This window comes from Brevibacillus porteri, from assembly GCF_003013475.1.
GTDB lineage: Bacteria > Bacillota > Bacilli > Brevibacillales > Brevibacillaceae > Brevibacillus > Brevibacillus porteri.
Map to the genome: position 1 here is coordinate 1 of NZ_PXZO01000072.1, position 17,592 is coordinate 17,592.

The following is a 17,592-nucleotide window of genomic DNA, read 5'->3' on the forward strand; positions in this document are numbered from 1 at the left end:
CAACATAGTGGAGGAGAAGAAAAAGCGCAGTTCTCTTCGACTCTGACACGCCCTCAAGGGGGATTGACTGTCCGTCTCCACTTAAAAAAGGGGACCGTCGAGCCAAAGCCACCCTACGGGCGGATGTTTCTCAAGGAAGAAGTGTTCGACAAGCGTGGTCCCCTTTTTTAAGTTCCGACTGGGTAGGCGTTGTCAAGGTCTACGAGTCCTGCGCTTTTTCTTCTCACCAGCGTCGTTTGTTCATCGATACTTTTAAAAATGATCATCTTTATCTTTTTAGATTGGTATATAAAAAAGGAGCGCTACCTCGCAGCGCTCCTTTTCATTCTTGGGTTATTCCTCAATCTTCTTCGCTTTTTTGCCAAACCACGTATTGGCAACCAGCTCGACTACTTGCTTCGGCAATGATTGTGGTGCTTGTATTTCCGTCCCAGCCTTGTCCACTGTGCGATACAGCAAAGCCTTGTCATCCGCTGGGTCTGACATGGTTTGCAGTATCCACTCGCCGATTTGTCCGGCGTTTGTCCACTCTTCGATCATCAGCTGATACTCCCCTGGAGCCAGCTCGATGTAATCTTCGTCTGTCACATCGACAATCGCATATCCATCATGCTCGATTTCAGCATCGTATGTATTTCCGTTCGCCGCTTCGTACAGAGCGAGCTCCTCCGGGTTATTCAAGTTTTCTGTAAGATGAGTAAAATCCGCAATCGTCACCTTAATACGCTTTTTCATAGGTACCCCTCCCGTGTTGAACACATCATTTCACACTCTACCACAACATGGTCAACCCTGCCAATTGTCTCTAAGTAGACGAACATGTTTGATTTCTTCGCTATGGCCCCCTTCTGAGCCTCTCGCCGTTTCCAGAACGATGGGAAGTCCTTGCAATTCGGGTGTTTGCAAGAAAGCGGCAATGGCTTCATCACCGATCATCCCTTTTCCGATGGAAGCATGTCGGTCTCGAAAGGAACCACTCGGATAAACGGAATCGTTCAGATGAACGGCACGCAAGCTCGTAAAATAATCGAGCTCTCGCATCTGATCGGCTACTTCCCCCCAATCATTCCCTTTCCACAATCCGCTGGCAAATGCATGGCACGTGTCCAGGCAAAAGCCTACCTTCTGTGGCTCAGCAAACAATTGTCGAACCTGCGTGAGCTCTTCGAGTGTTGTGCCCATGCGATTGCCTTGTCCTGCATTGTTTTCGATTAACAGCTGGGCTTTTCCATTCCAGCCATCCAGTATTTGATTGACCATCTGGATCATGATTTTGTAACCGGTAAGTACATCAACGCCTTTATACTGGCCAAAATGAACGACCACGCCCAACGCTCCACAAGCTTCGGCAATTTCAAGGTCATTTCGTACGGAGTCCACTGTAACGGCGAAAAGCTCCTGCTCCTCGACGCAAAGATTCACCGGGTATGGCGTATGGGCAATCGACAGCATGCCGTTTTGCTGACAAAAAGCGCGACATCGCTCTGCGTCCCGGGCATCAAATTGCTTGACACCTAGGCTTCGCGGGTTTTTCGGAAAAAATTGAAAGGATAACGCTCCTTCTTTGTATGCAGTTCTCGCTGCCTCCTCATACCCATGGCGAATACTGACATGACAACCGATTTGCAAGGTAATCCCGCCCTTCTCTCGCTTCCTTTCATTGCTTGTTCAAAAAGTCGTCTTTTCAGCACCAAGAAAGTGGTGTGAACCTGAAAAAGGAGGAGCGGAATGTAGGGAACCTACATGAGCACCGGACTTTGAAGGTGAACGCCTCTTTCGACGCCGAATAGACTTTCAGGACGACTCCGTGATCAAAAGACGACTTTTTGAAATACCTCTATCATTTTTCCCTCTGTCTCTTCTTCTCAATCGAATACTTGCGTTTCCCTGTCAGATCAAATAAACTAAAACTAAACCGAACGTTCAGTCTAGAAGAAGGAGCATGTGTAAAATGTCAAAGCGTCGTCTCGATGGGGAGAAAACCAAACAACATATCGTAGAGAAAGCCACCGAGTTATTTTCTCAGAAAGGCTATTCAGCCACTTCCATTGAGGACATTTGCCAAGCAACTGGAGCGAGTAAGGGCAGCCTCTATTACCACTTCAAAAACAAGGAGCAGTTGTTCCTGTATTTGCTTGAAAAACAGTACAACGAATGGGAATATCTGTGGCAGGAAAAAGAAAAAGAATTCGAGACATCTATCGATAAACTGTACGGCTTAGCTGTTTTTTTCTTGGAGGATTATTTGTCCCACCCTCTAAAAAAAGCGGGCGAAGAGTTCTCCGGTAGCCAGCTAGCAGATCCAGTCATTTTGGAACAAGTGCTAGAAATGCTCGGCTCCACGTATACCCTCTATACTTCCCTCTTCCAAGAAGGAATCGACCGAGGCGAGTTCGCCCCATGCGATCCCGAAGAAATGGCGATGATACTGGAAGGGCTGATGAACGGAATCATTAACGTGGGTTATCAAATGGAAGACGAGCGTCTTTATGCTCTGCTGAAAAGGAGCATTGACGTTTTGCTGCATGGCATTGTTGCCAAGTAGCATTTTTTTCAACTTTTATTAGACCGGACGTTCGGTATAACTTTTTGGGAGTGATATGACCTATGAAAGGTCTTTGGGGAAACAAAGTTTTTCTCACCGTCTTTATCACGGATACATTAGAAAACATCGGTATATGGATCCGAAACATGGCCTTGCTCTACTATGTGATGGAGACGAGCGGCAACAATCCGACCGCCGTATCGCTCTTGACCGCTATCGAACTTGCGCCGATCTTGGTTTTTTCGATTATTGGTGGGGCATTGGCTGATCGCTGGAATCCGAAGCGAACGATGATAACCGGGAACCTGTTAAGCTCCCTCTCTGTTTTAGTCATCGTGTATTTGCTCTGGCAAGGGATGTGGATCGCTGTATTCTTTGCGACATTTATCTCAGCTGTCGTGTCGCAGTTCTCCCAGCCTTCCTCTGCCAAGATGATGAAGCGTCATATTCCTGATGAGCAAGTTGCAGCAGCTGTGTCTATTTCACAAAGTACGGGTTCCATTTTTCTTTTGGTTGGCCCAATCGTCGGTACCTTCTTCTTTGAACATTGGGGCATCTACCCTTCCCTGTTAACGATGGCCGGCCTCTTCTTCGTCTCGGCACTGATCCTTTTGACACTCCCTACCTCAACTGCCAGTGCAACAGAGGAAGACGGAACTCTCCTTTCTGAGATTAAAGCAGGTTTTGCCTATGTAAAAAAGCGACCAGCCTTACGCGGGCTTGCCGTTACCTTTGCGTGTCTGGGACTATCCTCGGGTCTTATCAATTCGCTGGAGGTATTTGTTATCACGGATCGTCTATTACTCTCTAAGGAAGCCATTCAATGGTTTACCGCATTAGACGGATTGGGTATGCTGTTGGGCGGTATTTTGGCTTCCATTTACCTGGATCGCCTGAATGGTCGTTGGGTCATTACAGGTGGATTGATTTTCTTCGCTCTTTCCGTCGCCGTAGAAGTTCTCTCTGTATGGGTATACGTCACCGCAGCAATGCGCTTTTTCACCGGAATTGGGATGGCATTTTTACAGATCGTGATCGGTATGTTCATGATCAAGCTCGTGGATGAAGCGTATATCGGACGAGTGAATGGAACGATTTCACCGCTCATGGTCGGACTCATGATGATCGGTTCCTTTGTTGCAGGTCCGCTCATGCAGATGACTTCATTGATTACGGTATTTCTGATCGCATCTGTCATCCTTCTGCTCGCTGCATGGGGATGTACTCGAATCAAGTGGGATTCGGCCGAAGTTACACCAGATGGAGCTAACCATCTTCTCGAACACAAACAAGCGCAAACTCTATCGTAAGAGAATGCGCCCAAGCAAAAAAGCTGTCCACCAAGCGGACAGCTTTTTCTAAAAAAATGCTATGTTTTCACAATGAGGAGTGGTGTTTTCGTACGATGAATCGTTTTAAAGGTGACACTGCCAAGCAGCGTACCTGCAACTGCACCTTGGCCATGATGACCGAGCACAACCAGTCCAGCGTCGATTTCTTCAGCTGTCTGGCGGATCACAGTAGCTGGATCTCCAACCACCACCTTGCTTTCAAAAGGGAGTGAGGCAGCTGCAAGCATCTCCTCGCAAGGTTTTAACGTTTCACGTCCCCAACCTTCGAGTGTATTCATGTTATCCCAGCCTACGCCATATACACCTGCGTATGTGACTGGTGGGATGACAACGGACAAGAGTGTAAACGATACATCCGGGAGGTGCTGCCCCATCTCGACGGCTTTTTTCGCAGCTTCCATCGAATGATCGGAGCCATCTACTGCAATGAGTACTTTATTCCAAGGGAAGCGGCTCTCATCTGTCTCCTCCGCAATGAGGAAGACCGGAACTTTGACATCGTGGAGTGTCGGATAGCTGACACTTTGCAACAGGAAGCCTGTAATGCGGCCATAACCATGTGTTCCCATTACGATGGCAGCATAGTCATTCGCAGCGTGCTTTGCAATGACTTCATGCGGCTCTCCGAACTCAATCTCCAGTTCATACGTGATACCGGCTTCTTCTACGATCGACAGGAATTTTTTGAGATCATCTCTTGCTTCATCCAATTGATAATCTTCTACAACATCTCGTCCCAACCTTCTGACAACATTGCGTGAAGGGAACGGTGAGATGGCATGAAGCAATGTGATATCATGCTTATTTTTGGCGTAGGCCAGCGCGAAGCGGACCGCCTGAATGGACTGCGCTGAGAAATCGACAGGGACTAGAATACGGGACATAATGACACGTCCTTCCTCTTTTTCATCTGGCAAATGTGGTGTAGCTCTATGTATCCATCTGCCTTGAGTCCATTGTAGCCCTGTGAGCCCTACGTGTATGTAGGGGTTTTCCCTGATCTTGGTAGGGATAATCCCTGATAGGGAGTCCTATTCTTTCCATGCCCTAGTCCATGACAGCTGTGATAAAAATAGTAGGCTTTTCACTCAAATCAATGTCCGTGATCTCATGATCATCCACCATCCGCCGATTCGCCTGCTGGTCTCTTCGAATGACCCGAACGACTGGGCGCGAAGGTAAGCCTCTATTTTGGTCAATGATCACACCGATCTCTCCTGTCGACAGCTTCAGCGAGGTTCCTGTCGGGTACATAGCAATCGAGCGCAAAAAGTGAATGACCATTTTATGATCAAAACGTTTCTCCGCGAGCCCCATAACTTTTTCGCAAGCCTCATACGCAGGCAACGTCTCTTCTTCCTCTGAAAAAGGAGAGATGAGATTATCGTAGTAGTTACAAATCGCAACAATCTTGGCGAAATCATGAATCTCATCGCCAGTCAGGCCTCGTGGCTGCCCACTACCATCTACCCATTCATGATGCTGCAAAGGGACGTGAGCGGAGACAATGCTCATCTCATGTTTTTTTCGCAACAGATCAAAGCCCAGCCACGTATGATGATTGGTCTTGCTGTTCTTTTTGTAGGCTGGGGCTTCCTTGTCGACTGACAGCTTTCCAATGTCATGCAAGAGTGCTCCGATGGCGAGCTCTTTTAGTTGAGCCGTATTATAGCCTAATCCTACGCCCATTACTGTTGCCATCATGCACACATTCAAGGAATGAATGTACATAGCGTTGTCGGTCGTGCGAATCTCTCCCAGATTCAAGAGCACGCGACGATTTCTCAAGGTTTCGTCGATGATACTTCCCACTGATTTTTGAATGCCGCGAACATCAAAATTTTTTCCAGACTGCACACACGAAATCGTTTGCGACAGATTGCGGATGGCGTCCTTCCGAGTGGTCTCCGTGACGACCTCCTGCTCCTTCACTTCATCGAGCAGCGGGTCTTTGATACTTAACATCGTGACGCCAAACCGACGCAATTTATTAATCATTCCGACTGTCAGCTGGACACCTGCATGCAAGAGCGTTAAGCCTTCACTTGTATAAATGCTTCGAGCCAAAACATCTCCTGGCTCTACTAGGTCTACATTCACATATTTCATGGGGTCTTTCCTCCTGATTCCATCCTCCCCTGATGCTTCTTCCCTATCTTCGCTTTGAAAAAACCTGTTTCGCATGATTTTGCCGAAAAAACATCCGTAATACCAGATGCCTTCTCATTTTTCACCTGTTCCTGCCAAGACCAAGCCATGTACAAAGTCCAGAAAATTGGGTACGAGCATCCTGGTAGCCTTGTCTGTAATAATGCTCCAGCTTCTCCTCTTGACGTTCAAAACCTCGTAGAAAGGTACCCACTGGTGGTGCGATGACAAACGCTTTGCCTTCCTTCTGCATCTCTTTGACCTGCTCAATCGTCTCGTAATAGATACGAAAATGACGAATGAATGCTTGGCACAAGCGCGTACTTCTGGAAAAAAGACGCTCGACACGCCATAGCTGGCGCATCCACTCACCCGGAGGACAAGAAGAAGTAAGCACAATAATATGCTTTTGATTGCCATCAAGTATGGACTTCATGAAAGGGACCGGATGCACGATGCCACCATCCCATAGCTTACGTCCGTTGATCGTAACCTGGGGTGATAGAAACGGAAGGCTGCACGAAGCCCGAATCACATGGAAAATATCCTCACAGTCGTCTTTCGTAAAGTAAACGGCTTCTCCTGACCCGCAATCCGTTGTGACGACGACAAACTTTTCCTTCGCTTCGCGAAACCGATCAAAGGCGAACGGCTCCAACTTGTTGGGCATCTCATTGAAAATAAAATCCATGCCAAACAACGAGCGCTTCGTGATCAAATTTTTATAGTGAAAGTAGCGGGGATCGCGAATGTATTTCGTATGATAAATCTTGCCCAATCCGCTCTGCCTCGCCAAGTATGCCGCTCCATTGCACGCACCTGCTGACACGGCAATCACATACGGGATGTATAGCTCCTGCTCCATGAAGTAATCCAGAACGCCAGCGGTATAAATCCCACGGCTTCCCCCTCCCTGCAAAACGAGCCCGACCTTTTCCATACCAATCACCCATTTTGATGTCGTTTACCCGTAGTATGAATGGTTGCCCAATGAAACATGCAGGGCGGGATCGTGCCAATCAAAAAACGACCCTCAAAAGGGGTCGCCACTCAATCGTCTTTTTTCATCATGCTGTACTGATCACGGACCATCGCTACGTTTCCCCCTTGCTGTGTCAACTCCAGCTTATAGAGGATATCGGCAAGCACCACGGCATAGATCAAGGTTAATTCACCGGTATTGACCGGCTCTCGAAAGTAGCTCCCGATCATTTCATAGCCTTTGCGCTTATAGGATTCGGTCTCTTCCTCTTCCAGTGCTTCACATAGCTCTCCAATCAGATCATCCAGTGCCAGCCTTGTGCGCTCATAGACATCTGGCTGGTCATGTGATAAAACGTCTGACTCTTTCCTCGTACCCACTTACCCCCGCCTCCTTCTACTCCTAGAGTGGGGCACGCGAAGAGGCTTTATGCAGATTCTTGTTCTGGTTTCTTCGCAGGTGGAACTCGAATTCCCGTCAACGCCTGAAACAGTACGCGTTGATACTTTATCTCCGCATCAGGCTCAGGCCGATCCAGTAGTGTTCCGAGCACAGCTCCTAAAAAGCCGAGTGGTATGGAGACCAATCCAGGATTCGTCAGTGGAAAAAGTGGCTCCGCACGGATAAGTCCGGTGAGGGGATGCATAACAGTCGGTCCTAAAATGACCAGTACTACTGATGCCGTTAACCCAGTCAGGACGCCACAAATGGCTCCTCGCACGGTAAACCGCTTCCAATACAACGTAAACAACAGCAGTGGCAAATTGGAAGATGCTGCTACAGCAAACGTCAGCGCAACGAGAATTGCCACGTTCATTTTTTCTGCACCGATAGCCAACCAAATGGAGATCACGCCCACTGCCACTGACGAAAGCTTTGCCATGGTGACCTGTTCTTTTTCCGATGCCACCCCTCGTCTGATCAGATGACTGTAGACGTCATGCGCAAACGCAGAAGAGGCAGAGAGCACGAGTCCTGTCACGACTGCCAATATCGTCGCGAAGGCAACGGCAGCAATGTACGCCATCAAAAACTCTCCACCGAGAGCATCCGCCAAGAGCGTGACGGTCAGATTCCCCCCGAAGCCCACATTTTTCAATGCCTCGTAGCCTACAAACGTGCTCGCCCCGAAGCCGAGAAAAATCGTCATCAAATAAAAGGCGCCGATCACCCACGTAGCGGTGTAAATCGAATTACGTGTCGTCTTTGCGTCCTTGACTGTGAATAACCGGGAGATAATATGGGGGAGTCCAGCGGTACCGAGAATCAAAGCCAGATGCAGGGAGATCGTTTCCAGCGGATCATGAAGTTGATTACCCGGCTGTAAGAACTGTTCCTGAAGAGGTGTAATCGTACTCACATGTGAAAACATTTCGGAGAAGCTCCAATCAAAACGGGCAAACACGATCAGACTTAGGATCAATGTCCCTGTCAGGAGCAAAATCGCTTTAATAATCTGAACCCACGAGGTCGCCACCATCCCGCCGAACACGACGTAAAATGTCATCAGGCTCCCGACAACGAGGACAGCCGTATCGTAACGCACTCCCAATAAATAATGAATGAGGGCACCTGCCCCAACTAATTGCGCCAGCATGTAAAAAATCGTAATTAATAGAGTCGTACAGGCAACAACGCCACGCAGCCAAAGACTGTCAAACCTGACGGCAATCGCGTCTGCCAACGTATAGCGCCCCAAATTATGCAACGGCTCCGCGACTAAAAACAAAATAATCAGATAAGAGACAAAAAAGCCGATCGCATACACGAACCCGTCAAAGCCGTACATCGCAATCGTTCCTGCAATCCCCAAAAACGAGGCAGCACTCATGTAATCGCCTGCAATGGCAATGCCATTTTGTAACCCGTTCAAGCGATTTCCTGCTGCATAAAAGTCTTTCGTCGTCCCCGTCTGTTTGGCAGCCGAATAAGTGATCGCCATCGTTCCGATAATGACGGCAAGGAAAAAGATGATCGTCGTCACGGACAATACCTCTCCCTTCTTGCAAAAATGAAAAAAAGACCAGGGGCTAACCCCAGCCTTCTCTTCGTGGCATGAGCTTCCTACGATTACTGTTTCTACGCTGAATCTTTCATTCCTGTATTCGCTTTCACCAAAATTTCATCGTACTTCTTATCATCACGAGAGCTGGACAACAAGGTTCCGATCCATGCTGCCAAAAACCCTAAAGGGATCGAGACAATGCCCGGATTCGGCAACGGGAACAGCGCTTCGCCGACCAAAATGGCTTTTCCAGCTACAGGATTCCAAACGTTCGGACTCAACGCAACCAGAATGAGAGAGCTGAACAAACCGACGAGCATCCCGCTGATTGCTCCTGCCGTATTGAACCTTTTCCAGAAGATCGTGAACAAAATCACTGGTAGATTTGCACTCGCCGCTACTGCGAAAGCCAGCGCAACAAGGAAAGCCACGTTCAGATTTTGCGCAAACAAGGCAAGCAAGATGGAGACAATCGAGACACCGACTGACGCCCATTTGGCCATCTTCATTTGCTCCTTTTCTGTTGCTTTTCCTTGTCGTAATACGTGTCCGTAAAAGTCGTGCGCAAAGGCAGAAGCGGCAGTCAGCACCAGCCCAGCCACTACCGCGAGAATGGTAGCGAAAGCAACCGCCGATACGAAGGCAAACAAGAAGTTACCACCTAGTGCTTGCGCTAGCAGTGGAGCTCCCATATTACCTGCGGGGTCCATATTCCCCGCTCCTACAAACGCTGCCGCTCCGAAGCCGAGGAAGATCGTCATGACATAGAAAGCACCAATGATCCACGTCGCATACACAACTGATTTGCGAGCTGTCGTCGCATCTTTTACGGTGAAGAAACGAATCAAAATATGCGGCAATCCAGCTGTTCCGAGCACAAGCGCGAGATTCAGTGAAAGGGTATCTAGCCCCACTTTAAACTTGTTGCCAGGATTGAGGAATTGTTCTCCCAATGGAGTCACCGTCTTCATTTGCTCGAACATTTTCAAGAGATTAAAATCGAATTTGGCAAAAACCATCATAGAGATGATGAATGTCCCGACCATCAACAAAACCGCTTTGACGATCTGCACCCACGAGGTTGCCGTCATCCCGCCGAAGACGACGTAGATCGTCATCAATGCCCCTACGATCAATACGGAGGTCGTGTAATCCAGCCCCAAGAGCAGCTTGATCAAGGCCCCTGCTCCGACCAATTGCGCGATCATATAAAAAATCGAGATCGCAATCGAATTGAGAGCGGCAACACCACGAACCTTTTTATTGTCAAAACGCGCGGCTATCATATCTGCCATCGTGTATTTTCCTAAATTACGCAAAGGCTCTGCTACCAAGTAGAGCACAACGAGATACGCGACAAGAAAGCCGATACTGTAGAAAAAGCCATCAAACCCACTCAACGCAATCATCCCGGCAATTCCCAGGAAGGAAGCAGCGGACATGTAATCTCCCGCAATCGCGAGGCCGTTTTGCCAACCCGTCAAGCCTCCTCCAGCGGTATAAAACTCACTAGTCGTGTTCGTCTTTTTCGAAGCGTAAAAGGTGATGACAAGTGTCAAAAGAACAATGCCGAGAAAGAGTAAAAATGCAGTAACGTTCATTAGCCCCTTCCACCTGCCTCTTGTTTGATTTTCTCAACGAGTTGATCAAACTGCTCTGCCCGCCTGGTGTACAGAATACAGAGACCCCATGTCATAACGAACTGAGCAAAGGCAAATACCCACGCCCACGAAATGGCTCCAAACGCTGGTTGGTTCAGTACGGTGAAGTAAGAGGTTAAAATCGGAAGGGTAAAGTAAAACACGAAGAAAAAAATAGAAGATGGCAAAATAAACGCTTTTTTTCTTCTTAAGAGCTCTTTGAAAGTGGCTGACTGAATCACTTTTGCATAATCAACAGCATCCTTCTTTTGATCCTCGGCTTTTTTTGCCGAAGCGGATTTGCCCATGGGAACCTCCCCCTCATCTACAAAAATGTAAGCGCTTCCTACATTGTAGAGAATCCTTTTCTAACCGTGTATTTTTCTGCGTAAGATGTCGGGGAGAGTGTGTCAGTGGCAGATTTTTAGCCACGATCTGCAAACGATTGATCATCAGGCTTACTCCTCAAGACGTTTGAGCAAATCCTTGGCAGAGGTCCGAGATACGGGAATACGCGGTCTTCCTTCTCCCTTCAAAATCAGGTTGTAAGCACCGTTGAACCATGGTTCGAGCTCGCTCACAAATTGAAGATTGACCAAATAGCTCTTGTGAGTACGGAAAAAGTCGTATGCGAAAAGCTTATCCGTCAGTTGTGTCAGGGTCATCCGCGTCGAGTACGTTGCCGTTTGGGTGACGATTTGCACATATCGCTCCTCCCGCACTGCATAAACAATCGTCGCTGGATCAATAACTACTAATCTGCTATTGTCTTCTACCAACAGCTTGGTTCGTTTTGTCTGGACAGGCTCTGCTTTCGGTTTGACCAGACGCTCGCGTATTCGTTGCATCGTTTCTACCAGGCGCTTGGGCTCCGTCGGCTTCAACAAATAATCGACGGCGTACAGCTTAAACGCATCGATGGCAAATTCCTCGTACGCGGTACAAAAAACGATGAGGGGATGCTGCTTGCGTGATGCGAGCATTCTTGCTGCCTGCGCTCCTTCCAGCTCAGGCATTTTCATATCCAAGAAGACGACATCCGGTTCGTGCTCATCGACCATTTCCAACAGCTCTCGCCCGTTGGTGGCATAGGGCAACAATTCTACGTCTCCTTCTTGTAGCAATAAATAGCTCAGTTCTTCGCGTGCTAGTCGCTCGTCTTCTGCAATCATGACGCGTATTGGCATCAGGCACTCACCTCTGTTGTCATTGGAATGGTAAAGGTAATCGTACTGCCGCCTTCTTGTTTATTGGCAAAATGAAGTTGGGCCTCTTGTCCGCACAAGCTGATCAGACGTTGGTTGACATTATGAATGCCAATTCCGTTGCCCTCCTTACTCTCCATTGGCACCTTTCCCAGAACTGGCAGCAAGTTGTCGGGAAAGCCTTCGCCATTATCTTCGATTTGAAAAACAACGTGCACATCCTGCCGTTTCACATGGAGTATGATCTCACCGCCGTTCGTGATGTCGCGAACACCATGCTGAATGCAATTCTCAAATAACGGCTGCAACGTACCAGGAGGAATAAGAGCTTCCTCTACCCCCGCATCAATGATCGTGCGAACGGCGAATTGCTCGGAAAATCTGATTTTGATAATTTCCAAATAAGCATGTAGGTGATCCAACTCCTGTCTCACAGTGACAAGCGGACTCGCTGTGAGCTTCAGGTTGAATCGCATGAACACACCAAGCTGAATGGTCATATGCCGGGCTAGCTGCGGATCAATTCGTATCAAGGTCACAATTGAATTCAATGTGTTGAACAAAAAGTGAGGATGAATCTGTGCCTGTAGCATCCGCAACTCTGCATCCTTCATTAAACCTTTCATTTGCTCCGTGAGAGATAGGGTCAATTGATTGGAGATCAGGTTGCCAAGCCCTTTAGCTAGTGCTTCCTGGACTTTTCCTATTTGTTGCGGCCTCCGATAATAGAGTTTGATCAGACCGACGACGCTGTCCCCTTCTTTAATCGGCACGAGAATCGCTGCATGCAGGTTACAATTTTTGCGTTTGCACCCTACGCTCTCTCGCGTGAATCCCTTATCGATTCCACCGCTATACAGAGCCCGCTTATCGAGCTCACTATTGAGTGCTTCTCCCGGATGATGATGATCTGCCCCCACTCCAACGTGCGCAAGAAGCTGTTCTCGGTCGGTTACCGCAACGGCGGCTGCTTTCGTTTCTTTTTGTAAGACGAGGGCTGCTGACTGAGCCGTTTGCGGGGTAAGCCCCCTTTTCAGGTGTGGCAAAATTCTTTCCGCTATCGTAAAGGAACGCTCCGCCTCAATGGCAGCCGAACGTTCTGCCTCTTGCAAGGCAACCCGTATCATCGTCGTAAAAATCGCAATCGAAACACTGTTCGTCAGCACCATCGGAATCCCAATCACGTTAACCATGGTTCGCGCCAACTCGGGCGGAGCTGCCATGATCAATAAAAGCGACATCTGAATAATGGGCGCGAACATGCCAATGAACATGGCTTTGGATGGAGAAATAACCCGCTCCTGTGAGAAAAAACGTGCGACGTATCCTGCCAGCAACCCCGTGATCGGGATCGACAAGCCCATCGGTGCTGCGGCGAATCCTCCCAATTGAAAGACATGAAGCCCAGCAATGACACCTGCCCCCAGGCCAACGAGAGGACCTCCGAGCAAACCTCCAATGACGACCCCTACCAAAGTAGAATTGGCGATCATTTCGTCATACGACAAACGAAAAATCCAAAAAGCAGGGAGATAGCTCTCCCCTTGCACGACCACTCCTGCATATGTACCTGCAATCCCAAACAATCCGAACATGACCGAAAATGCGATTGACGTCCCTACGTGCAATTCACGGTCTAAAAGCTGGCGAAACAACGGTGTCCTTGTCAAAATAAATGCTAGCGTCAAAAGAATGCCCATTCTTTCAATGAGCAATAACGTGAGATTGTCCACCGTAGCCTCCCTTAGTTTAAATCTTCTATAAATTCCGCATATTACCCTCATTTCCCTGCTGGACAGACAACCTCGCTAGGCTGATTGCATACGCTGTGTGTGCAATGCTTCAGGAGAAGGGTGATCATACCATGTGTGGAATTGTAGGATGGATTGATTGGGAAAAGGACTTATCTGGTGAACGTAATGTGCTGCAAAAAATGACCCGATGCCTCAAGGATCGAGGCCCTGATGCAGAAGGCTTTTGGCTGACTCCTCGTGCGGCCCTTGGTCATCGTCGACTTGTGGTCGTAGACCCTGCTGGCGGACAGCAGCCTATGTCGGCTCTCAAAAACGAACATGCCTGCACCATGATTTACAACGGTGAATTGTATAATACCGAGGATTTGCGAGCAGAGCTGCTTGCTTGCGGACATACCTTTCAATCTCACTCGGATACGGAGGTACTTTTGCACACGTATTTGGAGTGGGGCCCAGATTGTCTGTCAAAGCTAAACGGTATCTTTGCATTTGCGATCTGGGACGAACGCGAACAAAGATTGTTTGTCGGCCGTGACCGGATGGGGGTTAAGCCGCTGTTTTATGCGCAAAGAGGCAGTTCATTTCTGCTCGCCTCCGAGCTAAAAGCCTTGCTTGCTCACCCCGAAGTCAAACCGGAGCTCTCTCGTGAAGGCTTGGCGGAGGTTTTCGGAATCAGTCCCGCTCGTACGCCTGGCCATGGTGTTTTTCACAACGTACACGAGGTTCGGCCCGGCTCCTATCTGTTGGTAACGCGTGATAGCGTCAAGCAAAAACGTTACTGGCAGCTCGAAAGCCATCCGCATACGGATGACCTGGCGACAACTGCTGAACATGTCAGGGAGTTAGTCACGGATTCGATTGAACGCCAATTAGTTGCGGATGTTCCCGTATCGACCCTCTTGTCAGGTGGGTTAGACTCGAGCATTATTACAGCTGTTGCGGCAGATCATTTTCAAAAAACAGGCCGTGGAACCCTGCACAGCTACTCCATTGATTACGTAGACAACCGAAAGCATTTCAAGGCGAGTGCTTTTCAACCGAATGAGGATGAACCTTATGTGCAACTCGTTACAAAGTTTCTCGGAACCCAGCATCACACGATTGAGTTCGACACAGACGATTTGATTGAATCCCTGAAAACAGCGACACTCGCCCGCGACTTGCCGGGGATGGCTGATGTGGATGCGTCCCTCTACCTGTTTTGCCGCGAAATAAAAAAAGAGACGACCGTCGTCCTCTCTGGAGAATGCGCAGATGAAGTATTTGGCGGGTATCCATGGTTTCATCGTGAGGAACTGCTGAATGCCGGAACGTTCCCTTGGTCGAGAGCGACGAAAGAACGTGCTTCCTGGCTATCACCTGATCTTCGTGATTGGGTCAAACCCGAGGAATACGTTGCCATGCGATATGAGGAATCTCTCGATGAAGTCCCACATCTCCCAGGCGAAGACCCTCTCGAAGCTCGCCGACGGGAAATGTTTTATTTGAATATTACGTGGTTCATGAACACACTGTTGGATCGCAAAGACCGAATGAGTATGGCGGCCAGTCTGGAAGCGCGCGTCCCGTTCTGTGATCACCGTATCGTAGAATACGTCTGGAACATCCCATGGGATATGAAGACGCACGGGAATCGGGAAAAAGGAATTTTGCGAAAAGCTATGGAAGGAATCTTGCCTGATGAGGTTTTGTATCGCAAGAAAAGCCCGTACCCGAAAACACATAATCCCACCTATACGGAAGCCGTTCGCTCTTGGCTGCTGGATATAGTAAACGACTCTTCCTCTCCACTGCTTCAACTGGTAGATGTTCCAACGATTCGAAAAATTGCCGGGTCAGATGCACAGGCTTCGAGCATTCCGTTTTTCGGTCAGCTCATGAGTACACCTCAGTTGTTCGCCTATCTCGGCCAGCTGGATTATTGGCTGCGGGAGTACCGTGTTTCCATTCGAGCCTAAATACCAAAAGCTCCTCGCCCCTTATGATTCGGGGGAATAGAGGAGCTTTTCGTTACTTTTTGGTTCTTCCCCGTTGCTTGGTTCTAGGTGCCGATTGTGGTTTCGGATTGAGGGGAATGGTAGCAAGTGATTGATATCTCAGATCAAACTGCTCGCCTGAGCGTTTCATGATCGTGAACGTTTTGGTTGCGCCGACTCGGATCAAACGGTAGTCCACTCTTGTTTTTCTCCCTCCCCCGCTCAGTATCGCAGCTACGGTCCGATGATCCGGCAGATTCACTTTTATCTGCAACGACAACACAGTTGCAGGAAAAGGTGGGATTTCACGATAAGGAACACAGAGCTTACCTTTTAGTATCCGCAAATGGAGATTCCGAATCATCACTTCCGTCAATTGCTTTCCCCAATACCGGCGGAAAATACGGGAGATTTTTCGTTTAGTGTTGTATTTTTCGGGCAATGGCGTGTAATCCACACCGTTTACGGTATAGACAGGCTTTCCTCTCGGCGAATTCGCGATCTGAGTCCAGACATGCTCTGCTGAAGTGATAAACTGCTTGAGCCTCTGCAACTCATCCAAGGATTTCACCTCCTCCATAAACCGTATGGTGGTGGGCTTATGCTAGTACGCCCGATTTCAGCGTTCTAAACACAATGGACAATAATTCTGAACATACATATAAATTGCAATCATATTATCGAGATGATAGAATATAAACCGCTTTCACTTCTCTTGTCGGGGAGTGCGTTTTTTTGCCTTTTAAGTTTAGCACTATTTAATTTCTTGGAGGTTGTAATGAATTTCATCATTCCCATCGCTGGCTTACTCATCGTGATTGGGTTAGCATTATTAGGGAGCAATGGACGTAAACAGGTCAAATACAAACCGATCATCGTCATGATTGCTCTGCAATTTTTGCTTGCCTTTCTTCTTCTGCACACCAAGTTTGGGTTTATATTCGTTTCAGGCATTTCCAAATCGTTTGAAAAGCTTCTTGCCTTTGCTGCGGAAGGAATCAATTTCGTATTTGGTAATCTGGCAAACGACGGACAAATGTCCTTTTTCCTTGGTGTATTGCTCCCAATCGTCTTCATTTCCGTCCTCATCGGTATTTTGCGACACTTCAAGATTTTGCCGATTATCATGAAGGCAATTGGCTTTGTACTGAGCAAAATCAACGGCATGGGTAGACTGGAGTCATACAACGCTGTCGCTTCCGCTATTGTCGGCCAAAATGAAGTTTTCATCACTGTAAAAAAACAGCTCGGTTCCTTGCCAGAGCATCGTCTGTATACGCTGTGCGCATCAGCCATGTCTACTGTTTCGATGTCGATTGTCGGTGCGTACATGACGATGATTGAGCCGAAGTACGTCGTCACGGCCCTGTTCTTGAATCTGTTTGGCGGCTTTATTATCGCTTCGATCATCAACCCTTATACAGTGAACGAAGAAGAAGATTTACTGGAGATTCAAAGCAATGAAAAGCAGTCCTTTTTCGAGATGCTCGTCGAGTACATCATGGACGGCTTTAAGGTAGCAGTAGTCGTGGGCGCAATGCTGCTCGGTTTTGTTGCCTTGATTGCAGCTGTGAATAGCTTGTTCGGCATGATTTTCGGCTGGACGTTCCAAGAAATGCTCGGCTTCGTCTTCGCTCCTTTTGCCATCCTGATGGGCATTCCTTTTGCGGAAGCGATGACGGCTGGTAGTATCATGGCGACGAAGCTCGTAACGAACGAGTTTGTAGCGATGATCGAGCTGGGCAAAGTCGTATCTGAACTGAGTCCACGTACAGTAGGAATTCTCTCTGTCTTCCTCGTTTCGTTCGCGAACTTCTCCTCCATCGGCATTATCGCTGGTGCGGTGAAAGGTCTGAATGAGAAACAATCCAATGTAGTCGCTCGCTTTGGGTTGAAGCTGTTGTTTGGTGCCACGCTGGTTAGTCTTTTGTCTGGTGTCGTCGTCAGCTTTGTCCTGTAAGTGATAATCGAGTAGGAGGGAGTGA

16 protein-coding genes are annotated in these 17,592 nt (G+C 48.2%); 4 read left to right on the forward strand and 12 right to left on the reverse strand.

Going from position 1 to position 17,592, the window contains the following annotated elements:
- Nucleotides 1–333 precede the first annotated feature (333 nt).
- Together C7R92_RS30710 and C7R92_RS30715 are read right to left on the reverse strand one after the other, a co-directional pair.
- Nucleotides 334–735 carry a hypothetical protein gene (locus C7R92_RS30710; RefSeq protein ID WP_106836750.1) on the reverse strand — a complete coding sequence of 134 codons (402 nt, stop codon included), beginning with the start codon at nucleotides 733–735 and terminating at the stop codon, nucleotides 334–336.
- Between the two features lie 51 nt (nucleotides 736–786).
- A complete protein-coding gene (locus C7R92_RS30715; protein WP_106836751.1) occupies nucleotides 787–1,629 on the reverse strand; it encodes a deoxyribonuclease IV in 843 nt (280 codons plus the stop codon).
- 322 nt (nucleotides 1,630–1,951) lie between these two features.
- Between C7R92_RS30715 and C7R92_RS30720 the strand changes: the two genes are divergently transcribed.
- Together C7R92_RS30720 and C7R92_RS30725 are read left to right on the forward strand one after the other, a co-directional pair.
- Nucleotides 1,952–2,545: a TetR/AcrR family transcriptional regulator gene (locus C7R92_RS30720; protein ID WP_106836752.1), complete on the forward strand. Its 594-nt coding sequence runs from the start codon at nucleotides 1,952–1,954 to the stop codon at nucleotides 2,543–2,545.
- A gap of 62 nt (nucleotides 2,546–2,607) precedes the next feature.
- Complete coding sequence (locus tag C7R92_RS30725) at nucleotides 2,608–3,855, forward strand: MFS transporter (RefSeq protein WP_069852281.1); 1,248 nt, start codon at nucleotides 2,608–2,610, stop codon at nucleotides 3,853–3,855.
- Nucleotides 3,856–3,914: 59 nt separating this feature from the next.
- Here the strand turns inward: C7R92_RS30725 and C7R92_RS30730 are convergent, their stop codons facing one another.
- From C7R92_RS30730 to C7R92_RS30770, 9 genes are all read right to left on the reverse strand, one after another.
- On the reverse strand, nucleotides 3,915–4,781 hold the full coding sequence (locus C7R92_RS30730) for a universal stress protein (protein ID WP_106836753.1): 867 nt from the start codon (nucleotides 4,779–4,781) through the stop codon (nucleotides 3,915–3,917).
- Nucleotides 4,782–4,944: 163 nt separating this feature from the next.
- Nucleotides 4,945–6,006 (reverse strand): HD-GYP domain-containing protein, encoded by a 1,062-nt coding sequence (locus C7R92_RS30735; RefSeq protein ID WP_069852284.1) that lies wholly within the window; start codon nucleotides 6,004–6,006, stop codon nucleotides 4,945–4,947.
- 121 nt (nucleotides 6,007–6,127) lie between these two features.
- Nucleotides 6,128–6,985 carry a patatin-like phospholipase family protein gene (locus C7R92_RS30740; RefSeq protein ID WP_106836754.1) on the reverse strand — a complete coding sequence of 286 codons (858 nt, stop codon included), beginning with the start codon at nucleotides 6,983–6,985 and terminating at the stop codon, nucleotides 6,128–6,130.
- Between the two features lie 110 nt (nucleotides 6,986–7,095).
- On the reverse strand, nucleotides 7,096–7,407 hold the full coding sequence (locus C7R92_RS30745; RefSeq protein ID WP_106836755.1) for a hypothetical protein: 312 nt from the start codon (nucleotides 7,405–7,407) through the stop codon (nucleotides 7,096–7,098).
- A 47-nt stretch (nucleotides 7,408–7,454) separates the two neighbouring features.
- Complete coding sequence (locus C7R92_RS30750; protein WP_412679000.1) at nucleotides 7,455–9,017, reverse strand: solute symporter family protein; 1,563 nt, start codon at nucleotides 9,015–9,017, stop codon at nucleotides 7,455–7,457.
- An 89-nt stretch (nucleotides 9,018–9,106) separates the two neighbouring features.
- Nucleotides 9,107–10,633: a solute symporter family protein gene (locus C7R92_RS30755; RefSeq protein WP_017247859.1), complete on the reverse strand. Its 1,527-nt coding sequence runs from the start codon at nucleotides 10,631–10,633 to the stop codon at nucleotides 9,107–9,109.
- Nucleotides 10,633–10,980: a DUF485 domain-containing protein gene (locus tag C7R92_RS30760; RefSeq protein WP_017247858.1), complete on the reverse strand. Its 348-nt coding sequence runs from the start codon at nucleotides 10,978–10,980 to the stop codon at nucleotides 10,633–10,635. The genes C7R92_RS30755 and C7R92_RS30760 overlap by 1 nt, the downstream gene beginning before the upstream one ends.
- A 150-nt stretch (nucleotides 10,981–11,130) precedes the next feature.
- Nucleotides 11,131–11,859, reverse strand: coding sequence for a LytR/AlgR family response regulator transcription factor (locus C7R92_RS30765; protein ID WP_106836757.1), 729 nt, complete (start codon nucleotides 11,857–11,859; stop codon nucleotides 11,131–11,133).
- Entirely contained in the window at nucleotides 11,859–13,610 is a 1,752-nt protein-coding gene (locus C7R92_RS30770) for a LytS/YhcK type 5TM receptor domain-containing protein (protein ID WP_106836758.1), read from the reverse strand. The genes C7R92_RS30765 and C7R92_RS30770 overlap by 1 nt, the downstream gene beginning before the upstream one ends.
- 131 nt (nucleotides 13,611–13,741) lie before the next feature.
- Here C7R92_RS30770 and asnB point away from each other — a divergent pair, with 131 nt between their 5' ends.
- A complete protein-coding gene (gene asnB / locus C7R92_RS30775) occupies nucleotides 13,742–15,589 on the forward strand; it encodes an asparagine synthase (glutamine-hydrolyzing) (RefSeq protein ID WP_106836759.1) in 1,848 nt (615 codons plus the stop codon).
- Nucleotides 15,590–15,641: 52 nt separating this feature from the next.
- Here the strand turns inward: asnB and C7R92_RS30780 are convergent, their stop codons facing one another.
- Complete coding sequence (locus C7R92_RS30780) at nucleotides 15,642–16,178, reverse strand: hypothetical protein (protein WP_083261742.1); 537 nt, start codon at nucleotides 16,176–16,178, stop codon at nucleotides 15,642–15,644.
- Between the two features lie 207 nt (nucleotides 16,179–16,385).
- On the opposite strand from C7R92_RS30780, the gene C7R92_RS30785 reads away from it, so the two are divergent.
- Nucleotides 16,386–17,567 carry a NupC/NupG family nucleoside CNT transporter gene (locus C7R92_RS30785; protein WP_106836760.1) on the forward strand — a complete coding sequence of 394 codons (1,182 nt, stop codon included), beginning with the start codon at nucleotides 16,386–16,388 and terminating at the stop codon, nucleotides 17,565–17,567.
- Nucleotides 17,568–17,592 lie beyond the last annotated feature (25 nt).